This is a genomic window from Pseudomonas sp. LBUM1643 (assembly GCF_059716215.1).
On sequence record NZ_CP166813.1, the window covers coordinates 4,979,377 to 5,000,176 of the forward strand.

At 57.5% G+C, this 20,800-nt stretch carries 14 protein-coding genes; 5 read left to right on the top strand and 9 right to left on the bottom strand.

The annotated features are described in order from the left end of the window. Window positions 1–67: 67 nt before the first annotated feature. A complete protein-coding gene (locus ACA063_RS22410) occupies window positions 68–1,288 on the bottom strand; it encodes an aspartate aminotransferase family protein (protein WP_497663411.1) in 1,221 nt (406 codons plus the stop codon). A 305-nt stretch (window positions 1,289–1,593) separates the two neighbouring features. Here ACA063_RS22410 and ACA063_RS22415 point away from each other — a divergent pair, with 305 nt between their 5' ends. Continuing rightward, the gene (locus ACA063_RS22415) at window positions 1,594–8,880 is read left to right on the top strand and encodes a dermonecrotic toxin domain-containing protein (protein ID WP_497663412.1); all 7,287 of its coding nucleotides are present in this window, start codon (window positions 1,594–1,596) and stop codon (window positions 8,878–8,880) included. Further along, a complete protein-coding gene (locus ACA063_RS22420) occupies window positions 8,832–9,332 on the top strand; it encodes a leucine-rich repeat domain-containing protein (protein WP_497663413.1) in 501 nt (166 codons plus the stop codon). The genes ACA063_RS22415 and ACA063_RS22420 overlap by 49 nt, the downstream gene beginning before the upstream one ends. A 57-nt stretch (window positions 9,333–9,389) precedes the next feature. On the opposite strand, the gene argR is transcribed toward ACA063_RS22420, so the two are convergent. The 8 genes from argR to acs all read right to left on the bottom strand — a co-directional run bounded on the left by argR (window position 9,390) and on the right by acs (window position 17,424). Further along, the gene (argR, locus tag ACA063_RS22425; RefSeq protein WP_497663414.1) at window positions 9,390–10,370 is read right to left on the bottom strand and encodes a transcriptional regulator ArgR; all 981 of its coding nucleotides are present in this window, start codon (window positions 10,368–10,370) and stop codon (window positions 9,390–9,392) included. Continuing rightward, complete coding sequence (locus ACA063_RS22430) at window positions 10,367–10,582, bottom strand: hypothetical protein (RefSeq protein WP_497663415.1); 216 nt, start codon at window positions 10,580–10,582, stop codon at window positions 10,367–10,369. The genes argR and ACA063_RS22430 overlap by 4 nt, the downstream gene beginning before the upstream one ends. A 31-nt stretch (window positions 10,583–10,613) precedes the next feature. Next, on the bottom strand, window positions 10,614–11,378 hold the full coding sequence (locus ACA063_RS22435) for an ABC transporter ATP-binding protein (RefSeq protein ID WP_497663416.1): 765 nt from the start codon (window positions 11,376–11,378) through the stop codon (window positions 10,614–10,616). 27 nt (window positions 11,379–11,405) lie between these two features. Then, the gene (locus ACA063_RS22440) at window positions 11,406–12,518 is read right to left on the bottom strand and encodes a M14 family metallopeptidase (protein ID WP_497663417.1); all 1,113 of its coding nucleotides are present in this window, start codon (window positions 12,516–12,518) and stop codon (window positions 11,406–11,408) included. Window position 12,519: 1 nt separating this feature from the next. After that, window positions 12,520–13,218: an ABC transporter permease gene (locus ACA063_RS22445; RefSeq protein ID WP_497663418.1), complete on the bottom strand. Its 699-nt coding sequence runs from the start codon at window positions 13,216–13,218 to the stop codon at window positions 12,520–12,522. After that, a complete protein-coding gene (locus ACA063_RS22450) occupies window positions 13,215–13,904 on the bottom strand; it encodes an ABC transporter permease (protein WP_007951063.1) in 690 nt (229 codons plus the stop codon). The genes ACA063_RS22445 and ACA063_RS22450 overlap by 4 nt, the downstream gene beginning before the upstream one ends. Window positions 13,905–13,995: 91 nt before the next feature. Continuing rightward, window positions 13,996–14,769, bottom strand: a complete 774-nt coding sequence (locus tag ACA063_RS22455; RefSeq protein ID WP_162438695.1) for an ABC transporter substrate-binding protein — start codon at window positions 14,767–14,769, stop codon at window positions 13,996–13,998. Window positions 14,770–15,468: 699 nt separating this feature from the next. Beyond that, the gene (gene acs / locus ACA063_RS22460; protein ID WP_162438694.1) at window positions 15,469–17,424 is read right to left on the bottom strand and encodes an acetate--CoA ligase; all 1,956 of its coding nucleotides are present in this window, start codon (window positions 17,422–17,424) and stop codon (window positions 15,469–15,471) included. Between the two features lie 580 nt (window positions 17,425–18,004). Between acs and ACA063_RS22465 the strand changes: the two genes are divergently transcribed. The 3 genes from ACA063_RS22465 to ACA063_RS22475 all read left to right on the top strand — a co-directional run bounded on the left by ACA063_RS22465 (window position 18,005) and on the right by ACA063_RS22475 (window position 20,534). Then, the gene (locus ACA063_RS22465; RefSeq protein ID WP_497663419.1) at window positions 18,005–18,268 is read left to right on the top strand and encodes a DUF2790 domain-containing protein; all 264 of its coding nucleotides are present in this window, start codon (window positions 18,005–18,007) and stop codon (window positions 18,266–18,268) included. A 187-nt stretch (window positions 18,269–18,455) separates the two neighbouring features. Then, window positions 18,456–18,770 (top strand): hypothetical protein, encoded by a 315-nt coding sequence (locus ACA063_RS22470; RefSeq protein ID WP_497663420.1) that lies wholly within the window; start codon window positions 18,456–18,458, stop codon window positions 18,768–18,770. A gap of 513 nt (window positions 18,771–19,283) precedes the next feature. Further along, complete coding sequence (locus ACA063_RS22475) at window positions 19,284–20,534, top strand: ribonucleotide-diphosphate reductase subunit beta (RefSeq protein ID WP_497663421.1); 1,251 nt, start codon at window positions 19,284–19,286, stop codon at window positions 20,532–20,534. The last annotated feature ends 266 nt before the right edge of the window (window positions 20,535–20,800 follow it).

Below are 20,800 nucleotides of genomic sequence, written 5' to 3' on the forward strand. Positions count from 1 at the left end.
CAGTTTGATTCGGTCCGAAACAAAAATTTGGGTTCGACGCCCGAACAATAAGACGTCGAAGGGTCAATCAGGCTTGCGTCAGTGTCGCTACGGCGCGCTCGAAGCGATCCAGACCGGCATCGATATCGGCGTCTTCAACCACCAGGCTTGGGGCGAAACGCACCACGTCCGGGCCGGCTTGCAGGATCATCAGGCCTTCTTTTTCAGCGGCATTGAAAATGTCCTTGGCCTTGCCTTTCCAGGCATCGCTGAGCACGCAACCGATCAACAGACCCAAACCACGAACCTGCGTGAACACGCCGTACTTCTCGCCAATCTGCTCAAGGCGCGCCTTGAACTTGTCGTGCTTGGCGTTGACGCCGGCCAGCACTTCAGGGGTGTTGATCACATCGATCACCGCTTCCGCCACCGCGCACGCCAGCGGGTTGCCGCCGTAGGTGGTGCCGTGAGTGCCAACGACCAGATGCTTGGCCAGTTCTTCCGTGGTCAACATCGCGGCGATCGGGAAACCACCGCCCAGGCTCTTGGCACTGGTCAGGATGTCCGGAGTTACGCCGTAATGCTGATAGGCGAACAGCTTACCGCTGCGCCCCATGCCGGTTTGCACTTCGTCGAACACCAACAGCGCGTTGTGCTCGGTACACAGTTCACGGGCACCTTGCAGATAAGCCAGCTCGGCCGGCAACACACCGCCCTCGCCCTGGATCGGCTCCAGCACCACCGCGCAGGTCTTGTCGGAAACAGCTGCTTTCAAAGCGGCCAGATCGTTGTAAGGCACGTGCGTGATACCGGTGATCTTCGGACCGAAGCCATCGGAATACTTCGACTGACCGCCGACGTTCACGGTGAACAGCGTGCGACCGTGAAAGCTGTTCAGGGCGGCGATGATTTCGTACTTCTCGCTACCGAAACGGTCGAACGCGACGCGACGGGCCAGCTTGAAAGCGGCCTCGTTGGCTTCTGCGCCGGAGTTGCAGAAGAACACGCGCTCGGCAAACGTGGCGTCGATCAGCTTATGGGCCAGGCGCAAGGCCGGCTCGTTGGTGAACACGTTGGACACGTGCCACAGCTTGTTCGCTTGCTCTGTCAGTGCACCGACCAGCGCTGGATGAGCGTGGCCCAATACGTTAACGGCGATCCCGCCAGCGAAGTCGATCAGCTCGCGGCCAGACTGGTCCCACACGCGGGAACCGGCGCCACGCACGGGAATGAATGCGGCAGGCGCGTAGTTGGGAACCATTACCTGGTCGAAATCGGCGCGTTCTACTGCAGCGTGCTCAACGGACATCGGAGTCTCCTGAAGAGGAACACCCGCCTGAAACTGGCGAGCGATGGGGGGATTGTAAGGAGAGTTTTCAGCTTGGCCTTGCCGCCAAGCGACAACTTCTTATAGCGCAAACCCCGGTTTTCACCGGGTTTACGGCAATGCGACAAATAGCGTCGCAAAGGCGCAGTTTAAACTGGTGGCGAGGTTAGAGGCAGGGTTACCGGGATTTGATTTATGAGGCCAGCCTCACCTTACGTATGTACCGCACCCCGCTCGCCACTTCCTGATTTGCTTTGCCTTTCTTTAAACGCTCAAGGATTGGCACGATGCAACTGTCTGAAGGATGGCAACCCACGGCCGCAAGCGACACGAACGAATCGCAGCACCCCGACAGCCACTATCAACACCTCCAAAATTCAATGCCCCACTGGCTCGGCAACGCCTCGCCCTCAAGACGCCTGGCCCTGAAAAACACTCAGCCCCAACTGCTCGACCTTCTCAAAGCTGCACCGGTCGCCCAGCATCAACAGCTGATGGCACTCAACGCCGAACACTGGACTGCACAAAGTGAGGTCGACAAAACCCTCGCACACCTGCAAGACGTTAACGCCTTCGCCGAACCTTTGCTCAGAGCCGCCTTGAAACGTCGCTTCGGCCTGGACCTTGACGTTAAAACAACCTTCCTGCGCCTGTACGTTCCGGCAACTACGCCGTGGTTTCCGGTCAAGACCGGCACCCGCGCCTGGACCGTCTCATTGCTGGACGCCGCGCTGCATAATTTCGAAGAGACGGAAACCCAGGGCAGCGCCTACGAATCCGATTCGACCTACATCACCCAGCCCTCTTCGACAGGCCAGTTCGACACCCTGCCTTTGATCAAGGCCCAGATGAGCATCCCGGCGTTTACCAAACTGTGCCGGGAGCTGGACATCGGCCGCCAATACACAAGCTACCTCGAAGACAACCTCGGCTTTTCCAACCCGACCGCCGCCTCGGCGTTGCGGCTTCAGGTCGACGCCAGCCAAAAAGCCGCGTTGAAAGCCGCCCTGCAATGGGCGCGGATGACCGGTGACATCACACCGAACTACTCGCGCCTGATCGAAGGGTTGCTCGATGGACTGCAAGGCATGCGGCTCAATGGCCAGTCGGTGCTCTGTCATGACCTGACCATGATGTCCGCGCCCCTCACCGGTATCGTCGTGTTTGCCCCTGACCTGGATCGGATTCAAACAACGGCACGTGTTGTCGCCTACGTTCCGGACGACCCCGAGCATCCGATCAAGGAATACGCCTCGGCGCTCGACATGGTCATCGAACTGACCCGTCAATTGCGTTCCAAGGATTACCAGCACTTCTTCAGCCGATTCGTGAACCACGAGCAACGCGGGTTTTTCTTCGCCAGCCTCAATGACCGCCTGAGCAAAGTGAAATGGCACCCGCCCGTGGCTGGAAGCTCAGCGCCGACCTGGCGGGAAATGCCCCTCGACCGGCCCAACCTGCAGACTGCCTTTGTGCCGTTCAATGACAACCTGTGGCAGCACCTGTATCAGGCCAGGCTCAACAAGATTCTCAACGACGCTCGCGTCATCGCTGTCCCCACCGCCGCCGTCGACCAGAAAGCCCGTTGGGCTTTGTGGGACTCACTGATCAACATCGCCTCGTCGATTATCCAGACCGCCGCCTTTATCATTGCGCCGTTCGTGCCCGTGCTGGGTGAAGCAATGATGGCTTACATGGCTTATCAACTGCTCGACGAAGCCTTCGAAGGGATCATCGAGTGGGCACAAGGTCGAACCCGCGAGGCGTTCGAGCACTTCATGGGCACCGTCGAATCACTGGTCCAACTGGGGGTGTTTGCCGCAGGCGCGGCCATCGGCGCCGGGGAGTTCCGCAAGGTGTTGCCCAAAGAAATCGTCGCGTTCATCGACCGTTTCAAACCGGTTAGGCTACCCAACGGCCAAACCCGCTACTGGGAACCGGAGCTGAAGAACTACGAGCAGCAATCCATCCCCGCAAAGGATTCCAAACCCAACGAACTGGGTCTTCATCAACACCAGGGAAAACAGCTGCTGCCCCTCGAAGACGCCCACTTTGCCGTGAACGAAAGTGCGCTCCCCGGCAGCTACCAGATTGAACACCCCACCCGGCCTGACGCCTACACACCGACGGTGCGGCACAACGGTGACGGCGCCTGGCACACCGAGCTCGAACAACCGCTGGCATGGGACAAGCCTACGGCCTTGCGCCGCCTCGGCCATACCGTTGAATCGTTCACCCCCGAACAACTCGAGACAATTCTGCAAGTCAGCGGCTACAGCGAAGATGCGCTGCGCAAAATGCACGTCAATCAGGAACCGCTACCGCCCTTGCTGGCCGACACCATCAAGCGTTTCAAGATCGATCAGGACCTTAAACTTTTTGTCGAGCAACTGGACAGTGAGCTGCCCGAGCACTACCTCAGCGCTGATCCGGTGACTCAGCTGCAACTGCTGACGGATCAAGGCCGATGGCCAACGAACCAACGACTGCGTTTTGTAGATCAACAGGGGGAAATCGTTTGGGAATCCTCGACCAATCAAACCCTGCCTTTGACAGACATTCATCAAGACAGCCTGATCGACGGCGACCTGCTCAAAACGCTGCTGCTTGCGCTTGACGAAAGCCAAGCCAAAGCGCTGCTCGGAGAAGAGTTCGGCGGTCCGACTCCAGCACTGCAAATCCGCGCTCGAACGTTGAGAAAACAACTGGTCGAGCTCGCCTGGCAAAAACGAACGCCCATGTTCGAATCACGTTACCGGGCACTTGAACGACTCGAAGACCCGCTGGCGCAGCCCATCACCCAATACGACCCACAGCTGCCGGTCAGCATCACGCGGGAGCTACTCAACACCGCCACCGGTGATGAGCTGATACAGATCAGCGAAGGGCAATTGCCCCAGCGCCAACAAGACCTCGCTCAACGGGCCAATCAGGAAGTACGCCTCACCCGGGCTTATGAAGGGCTGGAACTGGATTGCGTCAGCAATCCGGACACCGACACCCTGGCACTGCACAGCCTGCAACGCTTGCCCGGCTGGACCGGCGAAGTCCGCATCGAGATCCGCGACCAGCATTACGAAGGCCCGATGCTCGACAGCACCGGACGCGCAGACGCCCCCGCACAAAAAGTCCTGGTGCGACAAAATGACGGCACCTATCAACCCTACGATGACCGCGGTCAGCAACTGCATTCGGCAACCGACTTCTACTCCAGTGTCCTGAACGCACTGCCAGACTCAGAGCGCCAAGCCGTGGGCATCCAGATCGGCCAGGGAGCCGCGCTGAAAAGTGCGATTCGCGAGCGCCCTATGGCGCGAAGCGAACTTCGATTGGCAATGTCGCTTCCTGACGTTGCAGTACCGGTCATAGACACCCTGCGCTTGGTGGGACTGGACGGTTATCGACGACTCTCGCGAACTGTGCGAACCCACAGGAGCGAGCCAACTTTCACGCTAGAAGACAGGGTGCGAGAACTATATCCCCGGCATACCCCCGCCGAAGTCGAAGCATTGATTTCCAGGCTGCAGAATCACCCGGCAGGGGTACGCGGTGAACTGTCCCGCCTGGGCAATGAATACACCCGACTCAGAATTGACCTGCATCGCTGGGCAAACGAGATACCGCCTGTCGACCCCGAGAGCGGGCTCGCGCTGACAGCAGACCAGCGCCGTGCAGCACTGCGCAATCGCAGGCTGCTCAAGGACGCTATCCAACAGGCCTGGCGCAGGGAAACACGTGGGCGTGCCGGCTACACGCTCTACCTGACGGAGCCGATAGTGGGCGATCTCCCCGCTCTGAACGCCGACTTCAGTCATATTGCCGCTCTGACGATCAATGGCAGCGCCAGCACCCTGGGTTTCGAGCCGTTTTTACAGAATTTCCCCGGGTTGATGTTCCTGGACGTTCAACACATCCCCTTGCCGGACCTGCCTGTTTCCATCCTTTCTATGCCGATACTTCGGCAACTGGTCGTGCGCAACTGCGGCATCACACTCTCCCCGGCCAACCAGCAATTGCTCGCTTCGTTATCCGAGCTCTCTCTGCTGGATCTGCAGGACAATCCGTTGGCGATTACCCCTGACATTCGGGGCATGCGCTCCTTGAATCACCTCAATCTCGCCAATACGGGCCTCACTGCACTGCCGATCGGTCTGCTGGATCATCCGCAATTTATCGTGGGCCGATTTGACGGCAACCAGATAACTGACCTGCCCGCCGCGCTTTTCACGGCATCCAGCAATCGTACCCACGGATTGGATTTTGCAAACAACCCATTGTCGGCCGCTACTCGGGCGCGAATAAAAACTCACTACAATCAAACCGCAAGCCACTTCGGGGTCTTGGCCGAGCAAGCGGATATCGATCGCGCGATTAACCTGTTTCCAGAGCTGAACGCCTATCAGGCGACTGACCTTCTGTATCGTTTACCAGGAACTCTGGCTCAAGGTCGAAACCAGCTTGGGAGTTGGGAAACCGAGATTCTTCGGTTAAACAACGACCTTGCGCAGTGGGCCCGAAACGTTCCTGAACGCGCACCGTCGACAGGCCAAACCCTGAGCATCAATGAACAAGTCGGTGAACAGCTTGCAAGGGAACGCTTCAGGCAACAATTGGACCAGGCATGGCGCAGCAGATTGAACGACCAGATGGTCATGACACTGGAATTCATGGGGGACATGCCGGCAGTGACCGCGGATTTCAATCATGTTTCCTACCTGAGCCTGACCGGCAACACCGCCATTTCTGCAACGACTCCATTCCTGCAGCGCTTCCCGAATCTGCGGCACCTGGGTTTGCGTAAATTTGCGCTGGAACAGGTGCCCCAGGCAATCACCCGCATGCCGCAGCTCAACACTTTGATACTGGACGATTGCGGCGTGGTATTGAATCGCACGGGGCAAACAGCACTGTCCTCATTGCCCCACCTGGATACGCTGGAACTGACTAACAGCCCATTAGGTGCGACACCCGATGTCACTTCGCTGCCGGCATTGAAGTATATCGACCTGTCCAACACCCGCATTTCCAACGTTCCCGTCGGTCTGGCGGAACATGCAAACCTGAGCACTGCCATTTTCAATGGCAACCTGATTACCGAACTGCCCGAGGCCCTTTTCACGCTTCCCGCCAACCGCAGCGACGGGTTTGATTTCGCCGACAACCCATTATCGTCAGCGACCCGGGAACGGATAAAAACGTATTTCCGTGAAACCGGACAAGACTTTGGGGTGACAGCCGACCCAGCCGACATCGATATGATGAAAACGCTTTTCCCAGCGCTGGACTCACAGGACGCCAGCGATGCGATCTATGACTTGCCCGGCACACTGCAAGATAGCCGCCGCCAACTGCTGCGCTGGAGAGCAGAACTGAGCAAACTGACCGCAGACCTGACGGCATGGGCACCTCGGGTTCCTGACCAACATCCCGTCACCGGTGAGGCGTTTACTGCCCCACAGCTATACGAGCAATACGCATCGAGGTCAGCGTTCGGGCAAAAACTTGAGCAATTCTGGCGCCGTCGACCAGAGATGTCCCGGATGCGCGATGACCATTTCGCAGCCAGCCTGACATTCTCAGGTGACCTGCCACTGCTGACAGCGGATTTCGGCCATGTGTCCACCCTCACCCTCGATGGCAATCAAGCAATCCTTGCCACCGGCCCATTCCTCGACCTCTTCCCGAATTTGCAACGACTGGAGATGCGTAACTTCGCGCTCAACCAGGTGCCCCAAGCCATCACAAACATGCCCACCCTCAAGGAGCTGAATTTAAGCAATTGCCGATTGGCACTCACCCCAGCGGGTCAGGCAGCACTTTCATCTCTTCGCGAGCTCGAAGTCCTGAATCTCAGTGACAACCCACTGATGATCGCTCCCGATATAGGAAACCTGCCGTTACTGAACAACATTCAACTGTCCAATACCGGAATCAGCGAACTGCCGAATGGATTAACCAGCCGTCAACATCTAGGAACCGCCATTTTCAATGGCAACCGAATAACCGAACTGCCCGACGATTTCTTCGATCTTGACCTTGATTTCGCCGAGGGTATTAACCTCGCCAACAACCCGTTGTCTTCAATCAGCCGAGAACGGATAAAGGCCTACTATGCAAAAAAAGGAAAAGACTTCGCCGTATTGGCCGAGCAGGCCGACATCAATCGCGCACGCGCACTGTTTCCAGGACTGGACACCGAAGACGCCAGTCATGTGATTTACACGTTAGCCGGAACACTGGAAGACGGTCGCACCCGGCTCTCCCAATGGGAAACAGAAATCTCCCGTCTAACCAGCGACCTCAGGGCCTGGAATGATGACGTTCCCTCGCATAACCCGTTGTCCGGTGCCCCTTTAAGCACCCTTGAAATGACCGCAGAGCGCACCGAGCGAGTCGAGTTCAGCCAAAAACTCGAGCAATTCTGGCGCCAAAGACTGGTAGGCAGGTCAGACTTGAGGGCAGACTCGTTCATTGCAGACCTGGCCTTTATTGGTGAAACGCCAGCGCTGACAACCGATTTCAGCCATGTCTCGGCACTGGCCTTCAACGGCAACAACGCGTTGAATGTCTCTTCCCGCTTCCTTGAATGTTTTACGGGCTTACAGCATCTGGAATTACGCGACTTCGCCCTGGATCGCATACCTCGGTCGATCACCGGCATGCCGTTTCTCGAAAAACTGATATTAAGCGATTGTCGCGTCGTACTCGGGGCCGAGGGACAGGCCATACTTTCCTCGCTCGCTCGCCTGGATATGCTGGACCTGTTCAATAACCCACTGGGCAACGTTCCGGACGTTACCGCAATGCCAGCGTTGACGTTTATCGACCTGTCCAGTACTGGAATAGACCATGTACCCGATGGCTGGTCGAATCATCCTCGACTTCAAACTGCCATCCTGAGCAATAACCGGATAACCGACATCCCGCTCGACATCTACACCCTGTCCACCGAGGCTGGCGATGGGTTTGATTTTGGCCGCAACCCGCTGTCCGAAATGACCCTGGAGCGGGTAAAAAGCTATCACCGACGCACCGGATTGGACCTGGGCGTACTGGCCGATCAAGCCGATATCGATCAAGTAAAAGACCTATACCCGAGTTTGAGCAACGACCAGGCAAGCGAGTACATCTATCGACTGCCCGGTACGCTGGCTGATGGACGTATCGAACTGGCACGTAAACGGGCCGAGTTTGACACCATGAGCCGCGACCTTGCCGTGTGGATGACCGATATCCCTGACGACCCCGTCACGGGTGAGCCGCTGGGGTCAGTGCCTCTGCTGCAAGAGCAATACAAAAGAATGAAATTCAAGGACAGCCTGGAACGGTGCTGGCGGCAGATATCGGCAGACGGTGCAGCCATGGGCGAACACAGCTTTACATCCGATCTGGCGATCATCGGCGACTTGCCTGTTCTTACGACCCAATTCCCTCATGTCAGTGAACTCTACCTGAGGAGCCCGGGGGCCATCGCGCCAAGGGCAAGCCGGTTTCTGAGTATTTCCCCAACCTGGAAAGCCTTGGCATGCGGGGTTACCAACTGGACAACCTGCCTGAGGCCGTCTTCAAGATGAAAAGACTGACGGCTCTGAGCCTGCCCAACTGCCGCATCACCCTGACCCGGCCAACCCTCAATGCACTCAATGGAATGGAAAATCTCGACAGCTTGAATCTCAGAAACAACCCGCTAGGCCTGACGCCCAACCTGAGCAACATGCGGGACTTGTTCACACTGGACCTGAACAACACCGGGCTCACCGAAGTGCCCATCGGATTGTTCAACAGCACAGGTTTAATGAACGCTGACCTTTCCAACAACGCCATCACTGACATGCCCATCGAGTTGCTGGAAGCCAATCCCGACAACACGGAACACTTCTACTTCAGTGGCAACCCACTCTCCGCACGAAGCCTGGAACGCGTCGCGGCTCACTTCCACGATACGGGGAACACGCTGGGCATCGCCGCCGTTACGGGGATGCCGCGCCCTGGTGACATTGCACCTGACGTTGATATGGAAAGCTGAAGGATCACTTGAGCACCAAGGCCGTGGACGTCATTCCACGGTCTTTTGCGCTAGCGACTAGCCGCGCTCGGAAGGCACCGACGACAATTCAAACGGACTGCTGCTGCGCCGCTGGTTGCGATCTTCGCGCGGTGTGGCGCCGAAGAAGTTGCGGTAGGCGCTGGAGAAATGCGGCCCCGAGGAGAAGCCACACGACAGGCCGATCTGGATGATCGACTTGCTGGTTTGCATCAACATCTGCCGGGCCTTGTTCAGGCGCAGTTCCAGGTAATACTGGCTCGGCACACGGTTGAGGTACTGCTTGAAGATCCGCTCCAGTTGCCGACGGGACACGCACACATGCTGGGCGATTTCGTCGGTGGTCAGCGGTTCTTCGATGTTAGCTTCCATCAGCAACACCGCCTGGGTGAGCTTCGGATGACTGGAGCCCAAGCGGTTCTGCAATGGAATGCGTTGGCGCTCGCCGCCCTCGCGAATGCGTTCGACCACCAGTTCTTCAGAGACCGCCCCGGCCAGTTCCGCACCGTGATCCCGGGCCAGCACGGCCAACAACAGATCGAGTACGGACAGACCACCACAGGCAGTCAGGCGATCGCGATCCCAGTCGAACAGATGGCTGGTGGCAATGACTTTCGGGAATCGCTCGGCGAAATCATCCTGCCAACGCCAATGCACCGCAGCGCGATAACCATCGAGCAAACCGAGTTGCGCCAACGGATAGACACCGGCGGACAAACCACCAATCACACAACCGGCTCGCACCAGTTGTTTCAGCGAACTGCTGAGCGCCGGCGCGAGTGTGGTCGGCGGCTCGTCGGCGAGCAGAAACAGCTTCTGGAAATTTTCCAGCTTGCCGGCCCAAGGTTCACCCGGCAATTGCCAGGCACCTTCAGCAGGCGGTTCGGCCTGCAGGAACGACAGTTCGTAGACAACGTCCGGATGCACACGCTGGGCAACACGCAAGGCCTCCTCAGCCAGCGCAAGCGTCAGTGCTTTAGTGCTGGGCCAAATCAGGAAACCAATTCGATGGGCAGTCATGGCGGGCAATCCGAAACGAAAACAGTGATGAAGGCACGGGCCAATGCTAGCCCGAAAGTGAACGCAGTTCTCAAAACCAGCGGCAATCTACTGTAGGAACTGTCGAGTGAAACGAGGCTGCGATCTTTTGATTTTAAAAACAAGATCAAAAGATCGCAGCCTTCGGCAGCTCCTACAGGGTTATCCGGGCCAGCCTTCAGGTTGCGAAGCATGCACCATCCAGGTGCACAACGGCAGCCCTGATTACTTGAGGCTGCCCGACAGGAACTGCTGCAAACGCTCGGACTGTGGATTGACCAGCACTTCGCGAGGATTACCACTTTCTTCGACGATGCCTTTATGCAGGAACACCAACTGGTTGGACACCTCACGGGCGAAGCCCATTTCGTGCGTCACCACCACCATGGTCCGGCCTTCCAGCGCCAGGGCCTGCATCACCTTCAACACGTCACCGACCAGTTCCGGATCGAGGGCCGAAGTCGGTTCGTCGAACAGCATCACTTCCGGTTCCATCGCCAAGGCACGGGCAATCGCCACACGCTGTTGTTCGCCGCCGGACATGTGGCCCGGATAAGCGTCCTTGCGATGCGCCACGCCCACCTTGTTCAGGTAGTGCTCGGCCTTCTCGCGGGCTTCGGCCTTGGACATGCCAAGTACGTGGACCGGCGCTTCCATGATGTTTTCCATCGCGGTCATGTGCGACCACAGATTGAAATGCTGGAACACCATCGACAGGCGCGAACGCATGCGTTGCAACTGTTTCGGATCGGCCGCTTTCATAGCGCCGTCCTTGTTCGCCACCAGTTTGAGCTCTTCGTTATTGAGCAGAATGCGGCCCGCGTGCGGCTGCTCCAGCAGGTTGATGCAGCGCAGGAAAGTACTTTTGCCGGAGCCACTGGAGCCGATGATGCTGATCACATCGCCAGCCGCCGCTTTCAGGGACACGCCCTTGAGCACTTCGTGACTGCCATAGCGTTTATGCAGGTCTTGGACTTCAAGTTTGTACATGCGGTCGGTTCTCACAAAAACAGTCAGTCAGTCGTTGAGCAAGCGCCCGTGACGCAGCGCTTCGCGCCCCGCCACCTTGGCCAGCCAGAAACCGGGTTGGGCATAACGCAGCCGTTCAATGGCAAACAGCACCCCGGACGTACCAGCACACACCGTGCTGACCTGATCCGATAACGGATCGATCACTTCGAAAATCTCGTCGCCGGCTTCGATCCATTCACCGGGCCGGCGCAAAAAGCTGATCACCCCAGGGTGCGGCGCGAACAACAATTCGGTGCCCTCGAACGGCATGCCTTCGCACGCCTCCTGAGCAGGCGCTGGCCACTCACCGCTGATCAAGCCCTGCTCGGCGAGGAACGCCAGTATGCCCTCAGCGTAAGCCTGCGCCTCGTGGCGACCGGTGTCGGCCTGACCACCCAATTCAATGGTAGTCGCCAGGCACGCCAGTGGAATCTGCGCATCCGGGAACAGACGCGAGAGTCGCAACCAGGGCAGCGAGCAAGCCTCGTCGAACGAACTGCCGCCGGAATCTTCCGCCAACAGCCCCACCTTCACACCCAGGTGCGCGGCCAGCGAGCGCCATTGCGGCCAGTGTTGCGGCAAGGCGTACATGTGCAGCGCCGCTTCGGCATCGCAATGCAAGTCCAGCACGACGTCGGCCGTGCAGGCATGGCTGAGCAAGACACGCTGCATGCCTTGCAACTGACTCGCTGCCGGCGGCAAGGCGGCCAGCGCATCGCTCATGGCATGACGAATCAATTGGATGTTGGCGTGCGGATCATCGCCCAGGCGCCCCGCCAGCTCAGCGGCGACTGGCGCACTCAGCTCGACGAAATCGCGATTGAAGTTCTTGCCGCTGCCCGCCTCGAAACGCCCCTGATGATTGCCTTGAAGCAACTGACCCAGCCCCAGTGGATTGGCCACCGGCACCAGTTCGATCACCCCGTTCAGCAAGCCTTGGGCTTCGAGTGCGGTGAGGCGCTTTTTCAGCTCCCAGGCGGTGCGCATTCCCGGCAGCTCATCGGCGTGCAAGCTGGCCTGGATGTAGGCCTTGCGCTCGCCGCTACCAAATCGGAATACCGAAATCTGGCGTTCGCTGCCCAGGTGGCTCCACGGTAATGAATGATCGATGCGTTCCATATCAGTGCTTCCGCGGGGCCATGTAGCCCAGCCAGCGGCGCTCGGCCATTTTGAACAGGCGCACCAGAATGAACGTCAGGCACAGGTAGAAAACACCGGCGGTAATGTAAGCCTCGAACGGCAAGTAGTACTGGGCGTTCACGGTACGCGCGGCACCGGTGATGTCGATCAGGGTCACGATGGACGCCAGACTGGTGGTCTGCAGCATCATGATCACTTCATTGCTGTATTGCGGCAGCGCACGACGTAGGGCCGACGGCAGCAGGATGCGCTTGTACAACTTGTAGCGCGACATACCCATCGCCTTGGCGGCTTCAATCTCGCCGTTCGGCGTGGCGCGCAGGCTGCCGGCAATGATTTCGGCGGTGTAGGCGCTGGTGTTGATCGCAAACGCCAGGCACGCACAGAACGTCGCGCTGGACAGCCACGGCCACAGGAAGCTTTCACGCACTGCTTCGAACTGCGCCAGCCCGTAGTAGATCAGGAACAGCTGCACCAGCATCGGCGTGCCGCGGATCACGTAGGTGTAGAGCCACGCCGTCATGTTGACGGCCGCGTTCTTGGAGACGCGCATCAAGCCCAGGGGCAACGCGCACAGCAGGCCGAAAAACAGCGACAGCGCGAGCAGTTTGAGGGTGGTCACCAGGCCGCCGAGGTACAGCGGCAAGGCCTCCCAAATGACGTTGTAGTCGAAGATCATAGATCAGCCGCCCTTACGCCTACCGAGTAGCGCTTCTCAAGGTGACGCAATGCCAGCAACGAGACACTGGTGATGACCAGGTACATCGCCGCCACTGCGAGGAAGAAGGTGAAAGGCTCGCGAGTGGCATCTGCCGCCTGCTTGGCCTTGAACATCATGTCTTGCAGACCCACCACCGAAATCAGCGCGGTGGCCTTGGTCAGTACCAGCCAGTTGTTGGTGAAACCCGGAATCGCCAGACGAATCATCTGCGGCACCAACACCCGGAAGAACACCTGAAAACTGCTCATGCCGTACGCCATGCCGGCTTCCGCCTGACCTTTGGGGATCGCCATGAACGCGCCGCGGAAGGTCTCCGACAGGTACGCACCGAAGATGAAGCCCAGGGTGCCGATACCGGCGGCCAACGGGTTCAGGTCGATGTAGTCGTCATAGCCGAGCATCGGCGCTACGCGGTTGAGCAGGTCCTGACCACCGTAGAAAATCAGCAGGATCAGCACCAGATCGGGAATTCCGCGGATTACCGTGGAATACAGGTCGCCCAGCCAGGCCAGCCAGCGCACCGGAGACAGACGCAACGCAACGCCGATCAGACCCAGAACGATGGCCAGGGCCATGGACGACAAGGCGAGCTGAAGCGTCAGCCATGCGCCATCGAGGATGACAGCCCCGTAGCCTTTCAACATGATTCAGGTCCTCGAAAGTTGGGATGAAAAAATGGCGCAAACCTCAGAGATCCTGTTGCTTGCGCCATTTCGGACTTGCCGCCTGGACGTGTTACTTGCCGTAGATGTCGAAGGCGAAGTACTTGTCCTGGATTTGCTTGTATTTGCCGTTCTCGCGAATGGCCGTGATCGCGGTGTTGATCTTGTCTTTCAGCGCGTCGCCTTTGCGCACAGCGATGCCGACGCCGTCGCCGAAGTATTTGACGTCGGTGAAGGCAGGGCCGACAAACGCGAAACCTTTGCCAGCGTCGGTTTTCAGGAAACCGTCGTCCAGCAAAGTGGCGTCAGCCACGGTGCCGTCGAGGCGACCGGCAGCCACGTCGAGGTAGATTTCGTTCTGCGAGCCGTACGGCTTGATTTCAGCACCCAGCGGGGCCAGGACTTCACGAGCGAAACGCTCGTGGATCGAACCACGTTGCACACCGATGTTCTTGCCCTTGAGCTCGGTCAGGCCTTCGCTGACCTGAGTGCCAGCCTTCATGACCAGGCGAGCCGGAGTGTTGTAGTACTTGTTGGTGAAGTCCACGGATTTCTTGCGATCTTCAGTGATCGACATGGACGACAGGATCGCGTCGATCTTGCGTACTTTCAAGGCCGGGATCAGACCGTCGAACTCTTGCTCGACCCACACACATTTGACCTGCATCTGCTCGCACAGAGCGTTGCCGATGTCGTAGTCGAAACCAACGATGCTGCCGTCCGGTGCTTTGGAAGCAAACGGAGGGTAAGCCGCTTCGATACCAATTTTCAGAGGCTTTTCATCGGCGAAGGTTGGCAGGGACAGCACGGACAGTGCCAGGGCGCCAAGCAGCACGAGTTTCTTCATCTTGGGACTCCATCGGTAAAGGGCTAAAAGGCAGAGTGAGCGACAGCCCAATATGCGAGTGAGTAAAACCGGAAAGCGATTGCTGCGTCTTGTGTAACACACGTTATTTTCAACGCACGCAACGACGAGCGAGTGATCGGCATTCTAACGACAGGCCCGAAGCCGATATTTCTTCAATGCGACAACAAATTACAGAAGCACCGAGAAAGCCGCTTGGGCACGTTGACAGCCCTGCATTTTCATGCAGGAGCAAAAGACAGTGAACCGATCCATGCTGCAAATTGCGGGCCTATTATTGGCAAACCCTTCTAATCCGGCAAGCGTAGCGTGGTGTCTTATTTTTCAGAGGGGCTGGAGACGCCCAAGCATGGGGCTTTGCGTTTCTCAATGCCCCGTATCGGCGCGAGCGGTTACACATTTAGTTACTCCAAGGGTGGCGGGTAACAGTAGGAAAAGGATGACAGGGGATGCCGATAATTATTGGCTGATGTTCGTCTAGCGTCTGACTGATCGCCATCGCTAGCAGGCTAGCCCCCACAGGGGGACATGCGCTGGACTCAGATTTTGAATCCACTGGAGATCCTTGTGGGAGCTAGCCTGCTAGCGATGAGGCCCGAACAGCCCCCACAAAAACCCCAGACAAAAAAAACCCATCCGGCACAACACCGGATGGGGGTTTTACTGACTCAGAGAAGGCGGTTAAGCCACATTCATCGTCTTATGCGTATCAATCAAATGCTGCACCACACCTGGGTCCGCCAGGGTCGAAATATCACCCAACCCATCGTACTCAGCCGTCGCAATCTTGCGCAGAATCCGGCGCATGATCTTGCCCGAACGCGTCTTCGGCAGCCCCGGTGCCCACTGGATCACATCGGGTGAAGCAATCGGCCCGATCTCTTTACGCACCCAGTTCTTCAACTCCAGACGCAGCTGCTCGGTCGGTTCTTCACCATTTTTCAGAGTGACATAGACATAAATGCCCTGCCCCTTGATATCGTGCGGCACACCAACCACGGCAGCCTCGGCGACTTTCGGGTGTGCAACCATCGCACTCTCGATCTCGGCGGTGCCCATACGGTGCCCGGAAACGTTGAGCACGTCGTCCACGCGACCCGTGATCCAGTAGTAACCATCTTCGTCACGACGCGCACCGTCGCCGGTGAAGTACATGCCGCGGAAGGTCTTGAAGTAGGTGTCGACGAAGCGGTCGTGATCGCCATACAGCGTACGCGCCTGGCCTGGCCACGAATCGAGAATTACCAGATTGCCCTCCGCCACGCCTTCGATGATGTTGCCCAGGTTGTCGACCAACGCTGGCACGACGCCAAAGAACGGACGTGCCGCAGAACCCGGCTTGAGGGCATGAGCGCCAGGCAGCGGGCTCATCATGTTGCCGCCGGTTTCGGTCTGCCACCAGGTATCGACGATCGGGCAACGGGATTTGCCGACGTTCTTGTAGTACCAGTCCCAGGCTTCCGGGTTGATCGGCTCACCCACCGAACCGAGCAGACGCAGGCTGCTGCCGTCTGCGCCTTCAACCGCAGCAGTGCCAGCCGCCATCATCGCGCGGATCGCGGTCGGTGCGGTGTAGAGGATGTTGACCTTGTGCTTGTCGACGATCTTCGCCACCCGAGTGATGTCCGGGTAGTTCGGCACGCCTTCGAACAGCAGCGTGGTCGCGCCGTTGGCCAATGGGCCGTAGACAATATAGCTGTGGCCAGTGACCCAGCCGACGTCGGCGGTGCACCAGTAGACTTCACCTGGACGGTAGTCGAACACGCGCTCGTGGGTCATCGCCGCGTACAGCAGGTAACCGGCGGTGGTGTGCTGCACTCCCTTCGGCTTGCCCGTGGAACCGGAGGTGTAGAGGATGAACAGGGCTTCTTCGGCACCCATCTCTTTCGGCGCGCAGACACTGCCCGCCACTTTCATCAGGTCTTCGAACCAGATGTCGCGATGCTGGTTCCACTTGATGTCGCCACCGGTGCGCTTGCACACGATGACTTTCTGGATGCTGCTGGTTTCCGGGTTGGTCAGCGCGTCGTCGACGTTGGACTTGAGCGGGATTTTCTTGCCGGCACGAATGCCTTCATCCGCAGTGATGACCACTTTGGAGCGGCAGTCGATGATCCGACCGGCCAGGGCTTCCGGCGAGAAACCACCGAACACCACCGAGTGAATCGCGCCGATCCGGGTGCAGGCCAGCATGGCAACCACGGCTTCAGGGATCATCGGCATATAGATAGTCACCACGTCGCCGCGGTGCACATCCTGGCCGCGCAGGGCGTTGGCAAACTTGCAGACTTGTTCGTGCAGCTCGCGGTAGGTGATGTTGCGGCTTTCGGAAGGGTCATCCCCTTCCCAAATGATCGCGATTTGATCGCCGCGCTCGGCCAGATGACGGTCGAGGCAGTTGTAGGAAACGTTCAGGGTGCCATCGGCAAACCATTTGATATCAACGTGGTGATCGTCAAAGGAAGTCTGCTTCACCGTGGTGAAAGGCTTGATCCAGTCGAGGCGCTTGGCTTGCTCGCGCCAGAAGCCGTCCGGGTTGACGACCGACTGCTGGTACATGGCTTTGTAGGTTGCCTCGTCGGTCAGCGTGTTGGCTGCTACCTCGGGACGAACGGGATACAGGGAAGCCGCACTCATCTTTCTTACCTCGGTGAAATAGTTGTTTTTGTATGACCCAGTTGTAGCCGGGCCAGCCGTATAGAACCATTCGACGATGGTAGTAACAAGCCCCTACAAATTATCGTGATAAGCCTCAAACGCCCGCCACGACGCCTGTAGGAGCAAGGCTTGCCCTCGAATGCGATATCACTGAAAACTTAAACCTGAAGATCAATAACGCTCGCCTTGTAGCAGCTGGCGAAGCCTGCGTCCGGCTGCGAAGCAGTCGTGAAATCTGATAGCGCAGTTTCGCCTGACACACCGCATGCCCCGAAATGACGACTGCTTCGCAGCCGGACGCAGGCTTCGCCAGCTGCTACAAGTCGTGTGTTACCGCTGGGAAACACCGATTGTTACGAAATCTGTCAAAGGTGTTTATCAAAACCCCACCTATATGAATCCAACACCCGCGCCTAAAATCCAACTCGCCAACCAGGCAAGTGATTAACCCAGTTGCAGCCCCCACGAAGGCAGTTAATCCAAGACTCTTGTTAAAGCTCCACACGCAACCCCAAAAAGGTTGCGTGACCCCATTCGACCTCTAAAAGGTAAATTTGAAATGAAAGCTTTATTAGTTCTGGCCCTCTCCAGTCTGTGCGCAACCGCCATGGCAGACGAGGTCCCGACTGATGTCGCACAGCAAAAACCAGCCATCGAGGAATACACTTACTCCACTCACCTGGACATCGCTAAAGTTGTCTCCATGAGTGAAATCCCCAATGTGTGCGAAGTGGTTCCAATGAAAATGGAATACGACGACTCCACCGGTCAACGCCACATCCTGCGTTACAGCGTTATGGGTAACGGCTGCTCCAACGGCTGATCACCCGCTCCCCTTTATACGGTTTGACCCGTCCGCCAGTTTGTTTAGGCAGATGAAGCGCCAAACCTTATAGATCGATTTATACGATTGTTTTAAGCACTTATTTGCGCTTTTTAATCGATTTATCAGGCGTAGTATGAATTCCACACCCAAGGCACAAAACGCCAACGAACCTGGAGCCACTACCATGAAAACCAAACTGATCTTCGCCCTGACCCTGTCTGTACTGGCTGCAAACACCTTTGCCGCCGACGGTTATGACCGCACCGGCTCGGCCACCTTCACCCACGAAGCAGCCGTTGCTGCAGATGGTTACGACCATACCGGTTCAGCGTCTTTCGCTGCCGATGGTTCGGATCACGTCGGTGCAGGCAAACTGGCTTCTGATGGCTTCGATCGTACTGGCGCCGCCAAAGTCGCTGCCGACGGCTTCGATCACACCGGTGCAGCGAAAGTCGCAGCGGACGGTGCAGATCACGTCGGTGCCGCTCGTTACAGCTGATCCTCGAGCGTGACTTTACAGCCCGACCTCGGTCGGGCTTAGTTGTGTCTAGGGCTATCGAAAAACGCCTTTAAACACAACATGTAGTGAAAAAATGGGTTTTCTGACTATTTTTTGAACAAAAAATTGTCTACCCAAAATTTATGAAAAAAAATCTGCACCCTCGATATCCAGCCAAAGCCCTGTAAACCCTCGCTCCAACCGAAAAACCTCCCCCGTCGACCCTTCCCAGCGCCATTTCGTCGCAGCACACGGCTGTTTTTTTCCCTATAATGCGGCCTCAAACGGGCCTGCAATATTCCCTTACAGGGGTGAAAAGCCAGTCTGAAGTCCACGCAGAAGCCGTAATCGCTATTTGCGCCCATCAGAGGCTTCGGAACACCCGTACGATTTTCTGTTTATTGCCTGCGTATAGCTGCAAAAAACGATTCCTTTAGATCCAACGCGGTCAGACCCGACCGTGTGAAAAACCATCACACGGGCATCTGGCCCTCACGCAGGAGACGACACGTCATGCTGAGCTGGGACGAATTCGACAAAGAAGACAGCGGCGAAACCGTGGTTAAAGGCGCCAACGCCGGCCACGCGACTGAAGCCTACATGGACCGCCTCGACACCGCAGGTGGTGTTGCCGCTCAAGAAGCTCGCGCTGTGACCGCGTCCGACTCCGCCGCCATCGCTCGCGCCAAGGCCGCCCTGGACAACCTCGACGTTGCCGAAGGCCTCGCCGAACTCGAAGGCGCCTCCGCCCGTGTGGCCGTCGACGAAAAGCGCATGATCAACTGCCGCGCCGACCTCAACCAACTCGTACCTTTCAAGTACGACTGGGCCTGGCAGAAGTACCTGGACGGTTGCGCAAACCACTGGATGCCGCAAGAAGTCAACATGACCGCCGACATCGCCCTCTGGAAAGATCCGGAAGGCCTGACCGACGACGAGCGCCGCATCGTCATGCGCAACCTCGGCTTCTTCTCCACCGCCGACTCCCTGGTTGCCAACAACCTGGTCCTGGCCGTGTACCGCCTGATCACCAACCCGGAATGCCGCCAGTACATCCTGCGCCAGGCGTTCGAAGAGGCGATCCACACCCACGCCTACCAGTACTGCATCGAATCGCTGGCCATGGATGAAGGCGAGATCTTCAACATGTACCACGAGATCCCATCGGTCGCGAAAAAAGCCACCTGGGGCCTCAAGTACACCCGTTCGATCTCCGATCCGAAGTTCGAAACCGGCACCGTCGAAACCGACAAAGAACTGCTGCGCAACCTGATCGCCTACTACTGCGTTCTGGAAGGCATCTTCTTCTACTGCGGCTTCACCCAGATCCTCTCCATGGGCCGTCGCAACAAAATGACCGGCGTCGCCGAGCAGTTCCAGTACATCCTGCGCGACGAATCCATGCACCTGAACTTCGGCATCGACGTGATCAACCAGATCAAAATCGAAAACCCGCACTTGTGGGACGCCGAAATGAAGGAAGAAGCTTCGCAGATGATTCTGCAGGGCACTCAGCTGGAGATCGAATACGCACGCGACACCATGCCTCGCGGCGTGTTGGGTATGAACGCGGCGATGATGGAGGACTACCTGAAATTCATCGCTAACCGTCGTCTGTCGCAGATTGGTTTGAAGGAAGAGTATCCAGGGACAACTAACCCGTTCCCTTGGATGAGCGAGATTATGGACTTGAAGAAAGAGAAGAATTTCTTTGAGACTCGGGTTATTGAGTATCAGACTGGTGGGGCGTTGAGCTGGGATTGATGGCTGAGTTCGCCACGATTTGACGATTTGAATCTGAATCATTAAATCAAAAATCTGAAAGCCCCGATCTTATCGGGGCTTTTTTATTGAGTAAGAAAACTCTTACTCGCGCTCTCAATAGCGGCCAAACCTCCCACAGCAATTTCAGCTTCGTCCGTATTGATGACCAATTAATGCGTCGTTAAGCTCTGTTACAGGTGCCTAAGAAACGCCCAACGTAGAAGCTGCTCACTGACTCAAAATCGCGCATGTCTCGAAGACACGTG

Coding starts and splice junctions, on each gene's coding strand:
- ACA063_RS22475 (WP_497663421.1), top strand. CDS start 19,284: ATGCTGAGCTGGGACGAATTCGACAAAGAAGACAGCGGCGAAACCGTG.
- ACA063_RS22415 (WP_497663412.1), top strand. CDS start 1,594: ATGCAACTGTCTGAAGGATGGCAACCCACGGCCGCAAGCGACACGAAC.
- ACA063_RS22445 (WP_497663418.1), bottom strand. CDS start 13,218: ATGATCTTCGACTACAACGTCATTTGGGAGGCCTTGCCGCTGTACCTC.
- ACA063_RS22455 (WP_162438695.1), bottom strand. CDS start 14,769: ATGAAGAAACTCGTGCTGCTTGGCGCCCTGGCACTGTCCGTGCTGTCC.
- ACA063_RS22410 (WP_497663411.1), bottom strand. CDS start 1,288: ATGTCCGTTGAGCACGCTGCAGTAGAACGCGCCGATTTCGACCAGGTA.
- ACA063_RS22430 (WP_497663415.1), bottom strand. CDS start 10,582: ATGCTTCGCAACCTGAAGGCTGGCCCGGATAACCCTGTAGGAGCTGCC.
- argR (WP_497663414.1), bottom strand. CDS start 10,370: ATGACTGCCCATCGAATTGGTTTCCTGATTTGGCCCAGCACTAAAGCA.
- ACA063_RS22420 (WP_497663413.1), top strand. CDS start 8,832: ATGCGGGGTTACCAACTGGACAACCTGCCTGAGGCCGTCTTCAAGATG.
- ACA063_RS22465 (WP_497663419.1), top strand. CDS start 18,005: ATGAAAGCTTTATTAGTTCTGGCCCTCTCCAGTCTGTGCGCAACCGCC.
- ACA063_RS22435 (WP_497663416.1), bottom strand. CDS start 11,378: ATGTACAAACTTGAAGTCCAAGACCTGCATAAACGCTATGGCAGTCAC.
- ACA063_RS22440 (WP_497663417.1), bottom strand. CDS start 12,518: ATGGAACGCATCGATCATTCATTACCGTGGAGCCACCTGGGCAGCGAA.
- ACA063_RS22450 (WP_007951063.1), bottom strand. CDS start 13,904: ATGTTGAAAGGCTACGGGGCTGTCATCCTCGATGGCGCATGGCTGACG.
- acs (WP_162438694.1), bottom strand. CDS start 17,424: ATGAGTGCGGCTTCCCTGTATCCCGTTCGTCCCGAGGTAGCAGCCAAC.
- ACA063_RS22470 (WP_497663420.1), top strand. CDS start 18,456: ATGAAAACCAAACTGATCTTCGCCCTGACCCTGTCTGTACTGGCTGCA.